Genomic DNA, 11,419 nt, shown 5'->3' with positions numbered 1-11,419 from the left:
TTCCGAACGCGCAGGCGGCGTTTGAGGAACAGTTTTCTTTTGCTGTTTGCCATCTGTCGCGTCCTTACTTCTTCTTGCCTTCCTTCTGGAAGATATACTCGCCTTTGTAGCGAATGCCTTTGCCCTTGTAGGGCTCGGGGCGCCGCCAGTCGCGGATATTCGCCGCAACTTGTCCAACGAGCTGTTTGTCCGTGCCCTCAACCACCAGTTCGGTGGGCTTGGGTGCGGTAACAGTCACACCTTCCGGAATGGGGAAATCGACGTCATGGCTGAGGCCGAGGTTGAGCTTGAGCACGTTGCCCGCCATCTGGGCACGATAGCCCACACCACGAATTTCCAGCTCTTTCTTGAAGGCATCCTTGGCACCGCCAACCATGTTGGAGATGACCGTGCGGGTCATGCCCCATTGCTGGCGCGCGCGCTTGGATTTGCCACGCGGCGTGACCGAGATCGATCCGTCCTCGATGACGATGGTGACATCATCGGTGGCGGTAAAGGTCTTGGTCGCCTTGGGGCCTTTGACTTCGATTGTCTGACCCGAGAGCGTCGCGGTGACGCCATCCGGCAGAGCAACGGGTTGTTTTCCGATACGTGACATGTCCCGGTCTCCTTAGAATACAGTGCAGAGCACTTCGCCGCCAACATTGGCCGCGCGCGCTGCTGCATCCGACATCACACCCTTGGGGGTGGAGACAATCGACACGCCGAGGCCCTGACGGACCTGCGGAATGTCCTTGACGCCCATGTAGACGCGACGACCGGGCTTGGAAACCCGCTTCATCTCGCGAATGACAGGGGTGCCTTCGAAATACTTGAGGCTCACTTCGATTGCCGGATGACCATTGGCCCCCGTGCTCATCTCGTAGCCACGGATATATCCCTCTGCCGCCAAGACATCGAGAACGCGAACGCGCATCTTCGAGCTCGGTGTGTGGACCGTGGACTTGCCGCGCATCTGAGCGTTGCGGATACGGGTGAGCATATCGCCGATAGGATCGTTCATATCTCTGCCCTCCTCACCAGCTCGATTTCACGACACCGGGCAGTTGCCCGGCAGAGCCCAGATCGCGCAGCGCGATACGAGACACTTTGAGTTTGCGGTAATACGCGTGCGGACGCCCGGTAAGCTGGCAGCGGTTGTGCAGCCGCGTGGCCGAGCTGTTGCGCGGCAGTTGTGCGAGCTTCAGGGACGCGCGGAAACGCTCTTCCATCGGCTTGCTCTCGTCGTTGATGATCTCTTTGAGCGCAGCGCGTTTCTTGGCGAAACGGTCCACCAGCTTCTGGCGCTTTTTCTCGCGCTCGATCATTGCTTTCTTAGCCATAAATCTATCCTCCCCCGGCTCAGCTGTTGAAGGGCATGTTGAAATGCTTCAACAGCGCCTTGGCTTCAGCGTCGGTCTTCGCCGTGGTTGCGATGATGATGTCCATCCCCCAGACTTCGTCGACCTTGTCGAAGTTGATTTCGGGGAAAACGATGTGTTCCTTGACGCCCATGGCATAGTTACCACGTCCATCGAACGACTTGCCCGATACGCCGCGGAAGTCGCGGATACGGGGCATGGCGATCGTGATCAGGCGGTCGAGGAAGTCATACATCCGGTCGCCGCGCAGCGTGACCTTGGTACCCAAGGGCATATCCTCGCGAACGCGGAAGCCCGCGATCGAGTTGCGGGCCTTGGTGACCACGGCGCGCTGACCGGCGATGGTGCTCAGATCTTCCTGAGCCGACTTCGCCTTCTTGGAGTCGCGTACCGCCTCGGCACCGCAGCCGATATTCAGGACGATCTTGTCCAGACGCGGGATCTGCATGTCGTTCTTGTAGCCGAACTCTTCTTTCAGAGCGGGCTTGATCACATCGCGGAACTGCGTGCGCAGGCGCGGGGTGTAGGTTGCGGTATCAAGCATCGATCACGTCCCCCGTGGTCTTGGCGTAGCGCACCTTCTTGTCGCCTTCGATCTTAAAGCCGACACGGGTCGGTTTGCCGTTCTTGTCGACAATCGCCAGGTTGCTCAGATCGACAGGCATCGCCTTGGGAATGCGGCCGCCTTGGTTGGTTTGGCTCTGACGGGTGTGGCGGATCGCCATGTTCACGCCTTCAACCACGGCCTTGCCGGATTTCGGGTCAACATTGGTGATCGTCCCGGTCTGACCCTTGTCCTTGCCGGACAGAACAACCACGGTGTCGCCTTTTTTCAGTTTGGCAGCCATCTTACAGCACCTCCGGGGCGAGCGAGATGATTTTCATGAAGTTCCTGGAGCGCAATTCGCGCACGACCGGCCCGAAGATACGGGTGCCGACAGGCTCGCCCGCATTGTTCAGGATGACGGCGGCGTTGCGGTCGAACTTGATGGCGGTGCCGTCGTCGCGACGGACCTCCTTGGCGGTGCGCACGACGACGGCCTTACGGACGTCGCCCTTCTTCACGCGGCCGCGCGGGATGGCTTCCTTTACCGAGACGACAATGATGTCGCCGACGGATGCGTATTTACGCTTGGAACCACCCAGAACCTTGATGCACTGAACTCGGCGTGCGCCGGAGTTGTCAGCAACATCCAGATTGGTCTGCATCTGGATCATTTGGTTTCTCCCGACCTATGGGGGGCGATGCAATGCCTGATCCCCAGGGTTTCGACAATGCCGAAAGGCGCTGTTGGCTTACGCCTCCAGCACCTCCCAACGTTTCGTTTTCGATCTCGGCGCGCATTCGATGATCCGAACGGCATCGCCGACCTTGTAGGTGTTGTTCTCGTCGTGAGCCCGGTACTTCTTGGACTTACGAATCGTCTTCTGCATCACCGGATGCTTGAAGCGGCGCTCGACCGACACGGTAACGGTCTGAGCATTGGCGTCAGAGGTCACAACCCCTTGAAGGATACGTTTGGGCATCTCGGGGCTCCTTACTCTGCTGCCGCTTGGGCTTTTTCGTTCAGAATGGTCTTGACGCGCGCCGCGTCGCGGCGGGCCTTGCGCATCTGAGCGGGGTTCTCAAGCTGGCCGGTGGCCGCTTGAAAGCGCAGATTGAACTGCTGCTTCTTCAGGTTGGTGAGCTCTTCCCGGAGTTGATCCGGGGTCTTGTCACGCAGTTCCGTGGCGTTCATCGCCTTGTCCTTTCTCAAAACACCGGACGGCCCCTGACGGTTGGCTCAGGGTAACGCAAAACCCGGTGGATGAATTGCAGATACGCGAATCCCGGACATGCCGAGAGTTGCGGATTGGCGCTCTATACGGGACGTGTCCTCATAGGGCAAGCGAAAGATCGGACATTCGTTCTAAGGCTGCACATTCACGCCAAAAACAAAATGGCCCCGGGTTTCCCCGAGGCCATTTCATGATCGGATCAGATCGCTTATGCGAGCTGCAGATTCGACGCGCTCTCGCGGCCGTCACGGCCGGCTTCGATGTCGAAGGTCACTTTCTGGTCATCGGCGAGGCCGGTGAGGCCTGCGCGCTCGACGGCGCTGATGTGGACGAACACGTCCTTGCCGCCGTCAGCGGGTGCGATAAAGCCGAAACCTTTGGTGGAATTGAACCATTTTACGGTGCCATTGGCCATGGGTAGTCTCCTGATATAGTGCTGCCCGCTTGAGTGCGGCAGTCGCGGCGTGGTCGGTCTGGATCGAGAAACTGACCGCCGGTTTAGAGGAGACAGGTATCGAAAAAGAATAACGTTAGCATCGTTCATATGCGCGCGAACGACTCATTTTGCAAGAGGCAAGTTCAAATTACTGATCTTTTGGGGTTTCTCCCCGGACGTCGGTATCAGGCCCACGCGTAGTTGAAACTGACGCTGATCCGGTCCCCCTCGGACATGTTCACCGGCACCTCGTGGCGCAGCCATGATTCCCACAAAAGCACATCGCCCACCTTTGGCTTGGCATAAACGAAAGTCTGCAATTCCTCCCGCGCGCGCTTGCGGCGCGTGGGCGCGGCCATCATCCGGGCCGAGCGCGGATCTTCCAGCTTGAGCGCACTTGCCCCGTCGGGCATCGCCACATAGGTGGTGCCGGAAATCACCGAATGCGGATGAATGTGGCTGCCATGGCTGCCCCCCTCCGGCAGAATGTTGATCCAGATATCCTCGATCTTCAGGTCGCGCCCATCGAGATCGAACTCCAGATCCTCGACAAGAGCCGCGACATGGCCATCGAGCACCTTCACCAGATCCGCGAAGATCGGAAAGCGCCAAGGCAGATCGGTGAGCGAGGCGTAGGACGTATAACCGGGATAGGCATTTTCCTCGCACCAGTTCTGCCCCGCCTCGTCATCCTCCGCAATGGAGTAGCATGATGCCTTCAGTTCGCTGGCGTCGATGGCAGGGGCGTGCTCGCTGAGGGCGGCACGGTAGAGTCGGGTCACGAAGAGAGAACTGATCTGTGGCATGACCGCTTCCTAACGCAGCACTCTGCCCGACGCGAGAGGGAAATTCGACCCGACATTGCGCCTCTGCCCATGTACCCGCGCCAAGCCGCTTGCAAGCGGCTTGAACAAGCGCCTTCAAAGGCGCTTGGCACGCGGTTTCAAAACCGCGTGGACAAGACCGTTGCAACGGTCTTGTTGCAGCGCGCGCCGGTTAGACAAAGCAACCCCGCGCGATTGCTCGCACGGGGTTTTTCGTTTGCAGGAAGGCCTTACGCCCAGCCTTTACCAGTCCTCGCGTACCACGACACGGGTCTTGATCGGCAGCTTCATCGCGGCGAGACGCAGGGCCTCCATCGCGATGCTCTCGCTGACACCATCAATCTCGAACATCACGCGGCCGGGCTTGACCTTGCAGGCCCAGAAATCGACTGAGCCCTTCCCCTTACCCATCCGGACTTCGGTGGGTTTGGAAGTGACCGGAGTATCCGGGAAGATCCGGATCCAGACACGGCCCTGACGTTTCATGTGGCGTGTCATGGCACGGCGTGCGGCCTCGATCTGGCGCGCGGTAACGCGCTCGGGCTGCGTGGCCTTGAGACCGAAAGAGCCAAAGTTCAGATCAGAGCCGCCCTTGGCCTCGCCCTTGATCCGGCCTTTGTGCATCTTCCGGAATTTTGTGCGCTTTGGTTGAAGCATCTTTCATTCCTCCTTAGCGGCGGCCGCCGGCGCCACGGGGCGCGGGACCATCCTGGAGTTCCTGGGCCTTGCGATCACGTGCACCGGGATCGTGCTCCATGATCTCACCCTTGAAGATCCAGACCTTGATGCCGATGATCCCGTAAGGCGTGACCGCCTCGACAGGCGCATAATCGATATCCGCACGCAGCGTGTGCAGCGGAACCCGGCCCTCACGATACCATTCGGTCCGCGCAATCTCTGCCCCGCCAAGACGGCCGGACACGTTGACGCGGATACCCAAGGCACCCATGCGCATCGCGTTTTGCACGGCACGCTTCATCGCGCGACGGAACGATACCCGGCGCTCAAGCTGCTGGGCGATGCTCTCGCCAACAAGAGCCGCATCCAGCTCGGGCTTGCGAACTTCGACGATATTGAGGTGCAATTCGCTGGCGGTCATCGCCGCAAGCTTCTTGCGCAGGCCCTCGATATCGGCGCCCTTCTTGCCGATGATCACGCCCGGACGCGCGGTGTGGATCGTGACGCGGCACTTTTTGTGGGGACGCTCGATGATCACACGGCTGATGCCGGCTTGCTTGCACTCCTTGCCGATGAAGTCGCGGATCGCGATATCCTCGAGCAAGAGATTGCCATAATCCTTGGTGTCGGCATACCAGCGGCTGTCCCAGGTGCGGTTCACCTGCAGGCGCATGCCAATCGGATTGACTTTGTTACCCATTAGGCTTGCTCCTCAATTTCACGCACCTTGATCGTCAGCTCCGAGAACGGCTTTTTCAGCGCCCCGAACCGGCCACGCGCCCGCGGACGGCCACGCTTCATCACAAGGTTCTTGCCGACATAAGCCTCGGCCACGACCAAGCCATCCACGTCGAGATTGTGGTTGTTCTCGGCATTGGCGATGGCGGACTGGAGACACTTCTTGACGTCCTCTGCGATCCGCTTGTTCGAGAAGGTCAGATCGGTCAGCGCCCGGTCCACCTTTTTGCCCCGGATCATCGCGGCGACGAGATTGAGTTTCTGCGGGCTGGTCCGAAGCATGCGCAGCTTTGCCATCGCTTCGTTGTCTGCCACGCGGCGGGGGTTCTTTTCCTTGCCCATGACTTACTTCCGCTTCGCTTTTTTGTCTGCGGCATGACCATAGTAGGTCCGTGTCGGCGAATATTCCCCGAACTTTTGACCAATCATGTCTTCGCTGACGTTGACAGGGATGTGCTTGTGGCCGTTGTAGACGCCAAACGTGAGACCCACGAATTGCGGCAGGATCGTCGAGCGGCGCGACCAGATCTTGATCACTTCGTTACGCCCCGACTCGCGCGCTGCCTCTGCCTTTTTCAAGACATAGGCATCGACGAAGGGGCCTTTCCATACAGAACGTGCCATGTGTTAGCGGCCCTTCTTCTTGGCGTGACGCGAGCGCAGGATAAGAGCCTGCGACGCCTTGTTCTTGTTGCGGGTGCGCGCGCCCTTGGTGGGTTTGCCCCAGGGCGTAACCGGGTGACGACCACCCGAAGTCCGGCCCTCACCACCACCATGCGGGTGGTCGATCGGGTTCATCACAACACCACGCACCGACGGGCGGATGCCCTTGTGGCGCATGCGGCCCGCTTTTCCGTAATTCTGGTTGCTGTTGTCGGGGTTGCTGACAGCACCGACGGTGGCCATGCATTCCTGACGCACAAGACGCAACTCGCCCGAGCTCAGGCGGATCTGCGCATAACCGCCATCGCGGCCGACGAATTGCGCATAAGTACCAGCAGCACGTGCAATCTGCCCGCCCTTGCCAGCCTTGAGCTCGATGTTGTGAACGATCGTGCCGATCGGCATGCCCGAGAACGGCATCGCATTGCCCGGCTTGATATCGGCCTTGGCGCTCGCGAGCACCTTGTCGCCAATCGCCAGACGCTGCGGCGCCAGGATATAGGCCTGTTCGCCATCTTCATACTTGATCAGCGCGATGAACGCGGTGCGGTTCGGGTCATATTCGATCCGTTCCACGACTGCCGAGATGTCGAGTTTGGTGCGCTTGAAATCGACGATGCGGTAGAGGCGTTTCGCCCCGCCGCCCTTGCGACGCATCGTGATCCGTCCGGTATTGTTCCGGCCGCCATGCTTGGTCAAACCCTCAGTGAGGGATTTGACCGGACGTCCTTTCCACAGCTCCGAACGGTCGATCAGCACCAGCCCGCGCTGGCCCGGCGTCGTCGGCTTATACGACTTGAGTGCCATGCTTTCTGTCTTCCGTTTAGCAAACGCGCGCCCGAAGGCCCGCTATGTAGGGTGGGTTCATATCCCACCGTGGTTATAGGCCCCCGAAGGTGCCCGGCTCTTCGTTGCCCTTGCGAACAACAGCGAAGCCCCGGACGAATCCGGGGCCTTGCGGATGGGGTCTGATAGGGGAGTGTCCGTGCCCGGTCAAGGGGGTGAGCACATAATCGCGCCATTAGACACAGATCAAGGCCAACCCGGCCCGACGGGTTTAAAATCCGGTCGTTGAATAACACATAAACCATGGGATGCGCCGCGCGCAATGGCGCATGATCCGTCCGGACAAGGGAGACCGACCATGACCAAATCCGCAAAGAAAACCACCGCCAAGCCCGACACCGAGGCCCTCACCGCGGCCATGGCCACCGGGAACCCCGCCGCCCGGATGTGGCTCGACATCATGACCGAAAGCACCCGCTTCGTCTCAGAGCGCCTGCAGAACGATCTCGAGACCCAACAGGCAATGCTGCGCTGTCAGACCCCGGCCGATCTGGTGCAACTGCAATCGGAGTTCTTCCGCCGCGCGGTCCAGCAATACACCTCCGAGGCGCAGCGGATGTTTGACATCATGACCGAGGCCACAGGCAACACCGTCAAGGACACCAAGACCAGCACCAAGCGGGGATATGACGATATTCCGGTGTAAGGTCTGACCCGAGACACTTCCCCAAACCGCGTGATCGAAGACGCGCGCGGGGGCGATCCATCGCTGGTTAGCGGCACTTTATCTCAGCCCAATCCGCGAGACCTTTGAGCGGCACACCAAGCCTCACCAAATCGCCGCCGCGTGGGGCGCGTCATGCCTAGAGGCATGCTTTCAGCATGACGATCGCGCGGCGGCCTTCGGCCGTGACTCTGCGCGGACGCGCCCGGACCAGAACGCAAGACCCCGGCCACCTTTCGGCAGCCGGGGGTTTCAATCCGTGGGGCGGGTGTTTCACCCCACCATCCTTACAGGCCCGTAGTCGCATCGATCGTGTTGCCCTCGGCCAGCGTCACATCGGCTTTCTTGACGTCGTTCCAGCGGCCCATCTGGCCAAGCAAACGTGTCTGTGTGGCCTCGGTATCCCCGGTACCTTGGCAACGCTCGAAGATGTCGCCTCTGGGAGGGCAGGTTCGGCCCACACACAGAACCAACCAAGCCCCTGCCCGACATGGCAGGTCTGGTCTTGTGAAACATCTGAATGAGGCTTTCTCCAAGAAAGCAAGTTTCGAGGACTCTCGCCAACATCCAGAATCGCCACGCGAGACTTCGAATGAAGTCCAGATTATGTTATTTTCCACAAATCAGAGGCTCTTCGATTATTTCATAGGGGGGTATTAAAATGATCACGAAGATGAGCGTACTTGCAATTGTCCTGCTTTCGATTTCGCCGACTTCGGCGAGTGCCGAAGACTTCGAACGAATAAAGACGAAAGCGGATTTTGATCGCACCCTGGTTGGCCGGAAAGGTTCCGCCTCTTGGGGGTGGGTTACATCCCGACCCGATGGAACAATCGTTGGAGCGGTCAACGGCGAGCCTGCTACCGGATCTTGGGAGTGGAAGAATGGATTCTGGTGCCGCACGATATCTTGGGGGGAGTCGAAACAGCCGTATGATTGCCAAGCTGTCTTCCACAAGGGCAACACGGCTGTTTTCATTAGAAACCGAGGGCAAGGTGAGCAAACGGTTGTGCACATGCAATAAAACGCAACTCCTCTGCCTGCGGAGCAAAAAGCCAATGCGCTCGCATACAGGCCCGGTATGAAAAACCCCGGCCACCTTTCGGCAGCCGGGGTTTTCATTCCGTAGGGTGGGGTATCACCCCACCATGCTTACAGACCCGTGGTCACGTCGATCGTGTTGCCTTCGGCCAGCGTCACATAGGCTTTCTTGACGTCGTTCCGACGGCCCATCTGGCCACGGAAGCGCTTTTGCTTGCCCTTGGTGATCGTCGTGTTCACGGCCATCACCTTCACCCCAAAGAGCGCCTCGACGGCCTCCTTGATCTGCGGCTTGTTGGCGTCGATCGCCACCTCAAAGACAACCGCCCCGTTCTCGGAGGCCATGGTCGCCTTTTCGGTGATCACCGGCTTGCGGATCACATCGTAATGTTCAGATTTCGCGCTCATTTCAACCGAGCCTCCAGTGCTTCGACACCCGCCTTGGTCAGCACGAGCGTGTCGCGCTTGAGGATGTCATAGACGTTTGCGCCCATCGACGGCAGCACATCGAGACCCTCGATATTGGCCGCGGCACGGGCGAACTCTGCATTCACCTCGGCCCCGTCGATGATCAGCGCGCGCTTCCAGCCCATGTCCTTGACCAGCTTGGCCAGGGTCTTGGTCTTGCCGTCGCTCTCGGTGTTCTCGATCACCACCAGCTCACCCGCCTTGACCTTGGCCGAGAGCGCGTGCTTGAGGCCAAGCTGACGCACCTTCTTGGGCAGGTCATGCGCGTGGCTGCGCGGGGTCGGGCCCTTGTAGATACCACCCTTGCGGAAGATCGGCGCGTTGCGGTCGCCGTGGCGTGCGCCACCGGTGCCCTTCTGGCGATAGATCTTCTTGGTGGAATAGCTGGTTTCCGACCGGGTCTTGACCTTGTGCGTGCCGGCCTGCGCCTTGTTGCGCTGCCAGCGGACGACACGGTGCAGGATGTCCGCGCGCGGTTCCAGGCCGAAGATGTCTTCGCCCAGATCGACCGAGCCGGCCTTGCCGCCGTCCAGTTTGATCACGTCGAGTTTCATTCTTCGCTGTCCTTCTTATCGGCCTGAATGTCGGCCTCGGCCTCTTTCAGGGCTGCTTCTTCCGCAGCGGCCTGCTCTTCGGCCAGACGCTTGGCTTCTGCTTCTTCCTCGGCGGCGGCCTGTGCGGCGGCTTCCTCGGCAGCTTTCGCAGCCTCTTCAGCGGCCGATTTCAGCGCGGCGGGCAGAATGGCGTTCTCGGGGAACGGCTTTTTCACCGCATCCTTGATCGTCACCCAACCGCCCTTGGAGCCGGGAACGGCGCCCTTGATCATGATCAGGCCACGATCCGCATCGGTCCGCACAACTTGCAGGTTCTGCGTGGTGACCTTGGCGGCGCCCATGTGACCGGCCATCTTCTTGCCTTTGAAGACTTTGCCGGGATCCTGACACTGACCCGTCGAGCCGTGCGAACGGTGGCTGATCGACACACCGTGGCTGGCCCGCAGACCGCCAAAGTTGTGGCGCTTCATCGCCCCGGCAAAGCCCTTACCGATCGAGGTGCCCGAGACATCCACGAACTGACCTTCAAAGTAATGGTCAGCAGTAATTTCTTCGCCCACATTGATCAGGTTCTCAGGCGCCACGCGGAATTCCGCGACCTTGCGCTTGGGTTCCACCTTGGCGACGGCGAAATGCCCGCGCATGGCCTGCGTCGTGCGCTTGGCCTTGGCGGTGCCTGCACCGAGTTGCACGGCCGAATAGCCGTCTTTGTCAGGGGTGCGCTGTGCAACCACCTGAAGTTTGTCCAATTGAAGAACGGTCACAGGCACCTGTTTGCCGTCTTCCATGAAAAGCCGGGTCATGCCGACTTTTTTCGCGATCACACCAGAGCGCAACATGTCTTGCCCTCCTTAAACCGAAATCTGCACATCCACGCCGGCGGCGAGGTCGAGCTTCATCAGCGCGTCCACCGTCTGCGGCGTGGGGTCGACGATGTCGAGAAGACGCTTGTGCGTCCGGATCTCGAACTGGTCGCGGGATTTCTTGTTCACGTGGGGGCCACGCAGAACGGTGAATTTCTCGATCTTGTTCGGCAGCGGGATCGGCCCACGCACTTGGGCACCGGTCCGTTTGGCGGTGTTGACGATTTCCTGCGTGCTGGCATCCAGCACACGGTAGTCAAACGCCTTGAGCCGAATGCGAATATTCTGGCTTTGCATTGGTCTAGCCTTTCGCGGCATTGGAGTTGATAGGAGGGAGGCCGGACCACCCGGCCTCCCTCATCGAACCCTTAAAGGTTGTTATGCGATGATCTTGCTGACGACGCCGGCGCCGACGGTGCGGCCGCCTTCGCGGATGGCAAAGCGCAGGCCCTCTTCCATGGCGATCGGTGCGATCAGCTCGACCGTGAACTTCAGGTTGTCGCC

General features: G+C 59.8%; 20 protein-coding genes and 2 pseudogenes. 1 reads left to right on the top strand and 21 read right to left on the bottom strand.

Features of this window, described 5'->3' with window-relative positions:
• Positions 1–64: 64 nt before the first annotated feature.
• The 15 genes from rplF to rplB form a co-directional block, all read right to left on the bottom strand.
• Positions 65–598 (bottom strand): 50S ribosomal protein L6, encoded by a 534-nt coding sequence (gene rplF, locus Q0X85_RS15875; protein WP_297773535.1) that lies wholly within the window; start codon positions 596–598, stop codon positions 65–67.
• A gap of 12 nt (positions 599–610) precedes the next feature.
• Positions 611–1,003 carry a 30S ribosomal protein S8 gene (gene rpsH, locus Q0X85_RS15870; protein WP_297773534.1) on the bottom strand — a complete coding sequence of 131 codons (393 nt, stop codon included), beginning with the start codon at positions 1,001–1,003 and terminating at the stop codon, positions 611–613.
• A gap of 13 nt (positions 1,004–1,016) precedes the next feature.
• A complete protein-coding gene (gene rpsN, locus Q0X85_RS15865; RefSeq protein ID WP_297773532.1) occupies positions 1,017–1,322 on the bottom strand; it encodes a 30S ribosomal protein S14 in 306 nt (101 codons plus the stop codon).
• A gap of 19 nt (positions 1,323–1,341) precedes the next feature.
• The gene (gene rplE / locus Q0X85_RS15860; protein WP_297773530.1) at positions 1,342–1,905 is read right to left on the bottom strand and encodes a 50S ribosomal protein L5; all 564 of its coding nucleotides are present in this window, start codon (positions 1,903–1,905) and stop codon (positions 1,342–1,344) included.
• On the bottom strand, positions 1,898–2,209 hold the full coding sequence (gene rplX, locus Q0X85_RS15855; protein ID WP_297773529.1) for a 50S ribosomal protein L24: 312 nt from the start codon (positions 2,207–2,209) through the stop codon (positions 1,898–1,900). The genes rplE and rplX overlap by 8 nt, the downstream gene beginning before the upstream one ends.
• Before the next feature lies 1 nt (position 2,210).
• Entirely contained in the window at positions 2,211–2,579 is a 369-nt protein-coding gene (gene rplN / locus Q0X85_RS15850) for a 50S ribosomal protein L14 (protein ID WP_297773527.1), read from the bottom strand.
• Between the two features lie 78 nt (positions 2,580–2,657).
• Complete coding sequence (gene rpsQ, locus Q0X85_RS15845; RefSeq protein WP_297773525.1) at positions 2,658–2,888, bottom strand: 30S ribosomal protein S17; 231 nt, start codon at positions 2,886–2,888, stop codon at positions 2,658–2,660.
• Positions 2,889–2,899: 11 nt separating this feature from the next.
• Positions 2,900–3,100 carry a 50S ribosomal protein L29 gene (gene rpmC, locus Q0X85_RS15840; RefSeq protein WP_297773523.1) on the bottom strand — a complete coding sequence of 67 codons (201 nt, stop codon included), beginning with the start codon at positions 3,098–3,100 and terminating at the stop codon, positions 2,900–2,902.
• Between the two features lie 248 nt (positions 3,101–3,348).
• A complete protein-coding gene (locus Q0X85_RS15835; protein WP_297773521.1) occupies positions 3,349–3,555 on the bottom strand; it encodes a cold-shock protein in 207 nt (68 codons plus the stop codon).
• Positions 3,556–3,761: 206 nt separating this feature from the next.
• The gene (locus Q0X85_RS15830) at positions 3,762–4,382 is read right to left on the bottom strand and encodes a 2OG-Fe(II) oxygenase family protein (protein ID WP_297773519.1); all 621 of its coding nucleotides are present in this window, start codon (positions 4,380–4,382) and stop codon (positions 3,762–3,764) included.
• Positions 4,383–4,643: 261 nt separating this feature from the next.
• On the bottom strand, positions 4,644–5,057 hold the full coding sequence (rplP, locus tag Q0X85_RS15825; RefSeq protein ID WP_297773518.1) for a 50S ribosomal protein L16: 414 nt from the start codon (positions 5,055–5,057) through the stop codon (positions 4,644–4,646).
• Between the two features lie 13 nt (positions 5,058–5,070).
• Positions 5,071–5,778, bottom strand: coding sequence for a 30S ribosomal protein S3 (gene rpsC / locus Q0X85_RS15820; RefSeq protein WP_297773516.1), 708 nt, complete (start codon positions 5,776–5,778; stop codon positions 5,071–5,073).
• Complete coding sequence (gene rplV, locus Q0X85_RS15815; protein WP_297773514.1) at positions 5,778–6,158, bottom strand: 50S ribosomal protein L22; 381 nt, start codon at positions 6,156–6,158, stop codon at positions 5,778–5,780. Before rplV ends, rpsC begins: the two co-directional genes overlap by 1 nt.
• A gap of 3 nt (positions 6,159–6,161) precedes the next feature.
• Positions 6,162–6,440: a 30S ribosomal protein S19 gene (gene rpsS / locus Q0X85_RS15810; protein ID WP_008281873.1), complete on the bottom strand. Its 279-nt coding sequence runs from the start codon at positions 6,438–6,440 to the stop codon at positions 6,162–6,164.
• A gap of 3 nt (positions 6,441–6,443) precedes the next feature.
• On the bottom strand, positions 6,444–7,286 hold the full coding sequence (rplB, locus tag Q0X85_RS15805; RefSeq protein WP_297773512.1) for a 50S ribosomal protein L2: 843 nt from the start codon (positions 7,284–7,286) through the stop codon (positions 6,444–6,446).
• Positions 7,287–7,623: 337 nt separating this feature from the next.
• Here rplB and Q0X85_RS15800 point away from each other — a divergent pair, with 337 nt between their 5' ends.
• Positions 7,624–7,971 (top strand): phasin family protein, encoded by a 348-nt coding sequence (locus Q0X85_RS15800; RefSeq protein WP_297773511.1) that lies wholly within the window; start codon positions 7,624–7,626, stop codon positions 7,969–7,971.
• Positions 7,972–8,276: 305 nt separating this feature from the next.
• Here Q0X85_RS15800 and Q0X85_RS15795 read toward each other — a convergent pair.
• The 6 genes and pseudogenes from Q0X85_RS15795 to tuf all read right to left on the bottom strand — a co-directional run.
• Positions 8,277–8,363: pseudogene (locus Q0X85_RS15795) on the bottom strand (50S ribosomal protein L23); the annotation flags it as partial.
• A 778-nt stretch (positions 8,364–9,141) separates the two neighbouring features.
• Positions 9,142–9,438 carry a 50S ribosomal protein L23 gene (locus Q0X85_RS15790; RefSeq protein ID WP_297773509.1) on the bottom strand — a complete coding sequence of 99 codons (297 nt, stop codon included), beginning with the start codon at positions 9,436–9,438 and terminating at the stop codon, positions 9,142–9,144.
• Positions 9,435–10,052, bottom strand: a complete 618-nt coding sequence (rplD, locus tag Q0X85_RS15785) for a 50S ribosomal protein L4 (RefSeq protein ID WP_050663342.1) — start codon at positions 10,050–10,052, stop codon at positions 9,435–9,437. Before rplD ends, Q0X85_RS15790 begins: the two co-directional genes overlap by 4 nt.
• The gene (gene rplC, locus Q0X85_RS15780) at positions 10,049–10,891 is read right to left on the bottom strand and encodes a 50S ribosomal protein L3 (RefSeq protein ID WP_297773507.1); all 843 of its coding nucleotides are present in this window, start codon (positions 10,889–10,891) and stop codon (positions 10,049–10,051) included. The genes rplD and rplC overlap by 4 nt, the downstream gene beginning before the upstream one ends.
• Before the next feature lie 12 nt (positions 10,892–10,903).
• Positions 10,904–11,212, bottom strand: coding sequence for a 30S ribosomal protein S10 (gene rpsJ / locus Q0X85_RS15775; RefSeq protein ID WP_037273464.1), 309 nt, complete (start codon positions 11,210–11,212; stop codon positions 10,904–10,906).
• 81 nt (positions 11,213–11,293) lie between these two features.
• A pseudogene (tuf, locus tag Q0X85_RS15770) lies at positions 11,294–11,419 on the bottom strand (elongation factor Tu); the annotation flags it as partial.

It is taken from the genome of uncultured Roseovarius sp. (genome assembly GCF_947259555.1).
Taxonomy (GTDB): domain Bacteria; phylum Pseudomonadota; class Alphaproteobacteria; order Rhodobacterales; family Rhodobacteraceae; genus Roseovarius.
Note: the sequence above shows the minus strand (reverse complement) of the source record. Positions and strands in the feature narration are given on the sequence as shown.

Coding starts and splice junctions, on each gene's coding strand:
- rplB (WP_297773512.1), bottom strand. CDS start 7,286: ATGGCACTCAAGTCGTATAAGCCGACGACGCCGGGCCAGCGCGGGCTG.
- rplC (WP_297773507.1), bottom strand. CDS start 10,891: ATGTTGCGCTCTGGTGTGATCGCGAAAAAAGTCGGCATGACCCGGCTT.
- rplF (WP_297773535.1), bottom strand. CDS start 598: ATGTCACGTATCGGAAAACAACCCGTTGCTCTGCCGGATGGCGTCACC.
- rplV (WP_297773514.1), bottom strand. CDS start 6,158: ATGGGCAAGGAAAAGAACCCCCGCCGCGTGGCAGACAACGAAGCGATG.
- rpsC (WP_297773516.1), bottom strand. CDS start 5,778: ATGGGTAACAAAGTCAATCCGATTGGCATGCGCCTGCAGGTGAACCGC.
- rpsN (WP_297773532.1), bottom strand. CDS start 1,322: ATGGCTAAGAAAGCAATGATCGAGCGCGAGAAAAAGCGCCAGAAGCTG.
- rplX (WP_297773529.1), bottom strand. CDS start 2,209: ATGGCTGCCAAACTGAAAAAAGGCGACACCGTGGTTGTTCTGTCCGGC.
- rplE (WP_297773530.1), bottom strand. CDS start 1,905: ATGCTTGATACCGCAACCTACACCCCGCGCCTGCGCACGCAGTTCCGC.
- rpmC (WP_297773523.1), bottom strand. CDS start 3,100: ATGAACGCCACGGAACTGCGTGACAAGACCCCGGATCAACTCCGGGAA.
- Q0X85_RS15790 (WP_297773509.1), bottom strand. CDS start 9,438: ATGAGCGCGAAATCTGAACATTACGATGTGATCCGCAAGCCGGTGATC.
- rplP (WP_297773518.1), bottom strand. CDS start 5,057: ATGCTTCAACCAAAGCGCACAAAATTCCGGAAGATGCACAAAGGCCGG.
- Q0X85_RS15830 (WP_297773519.1), bottom strand. CDS start 4,382: ATGCCACAGATCAGTTCTCTCTTCGTGACCCGACTCTACCGTGCCGCC.
- Q0X85_RS15800 (WP_297773511.1), top strand. CDS start 7,624: ATGACCAAATCCGCAAAGAAAACCACCGCCAAGCCCGACACCGAGGCC.
- rpsQ (WP_297773525.1), bottom strand. CDS start 2,888: ATGCCCAAACGTATCCTTCAAGGGGTTGTGACCTCTGACGCCAATGCT.
- rplN (WP_297773527.1), bottom strand. CDS start 2,579: ATGATCCAGATGCAGACCAATCTGGATGTTGCTGACAACTCCGGCGCA.
- Q0X85_RS15835 (WP_297773521.1), bottom strand. CDS start 3,555: ATGGCCAATGGCACCGTAAAATGGTTCAATTCCACCAAAGGTTTCGGC.
- rplD (WP_050663342.1), bottom strand. CDS start 10,052: ATGAAACTCGACGTGATCAAACTGGACGGCGGCAAGGCCGGCTCGGTC.
- rpsJ (WP_037273464.1), bottom strand. CDS start 11,212: ATGCAAAGCCAGAATATTCGCATTCGGCTCAAGGCGTTTGACTACCGT.
- rpsH (WP_297773534.1), bottom strand. CDS start 1,003: ATGAACGATCCTATCGGCGATATGCTCACCCGTATCCGCAACGCTCAG.
- rpsS (WP_008281873.1), bottom strand. CDS start 6,440: ATGGCACGTTCTGTATGGAAAGGCCCCTTCGTCGATGCCTATGTCTTG.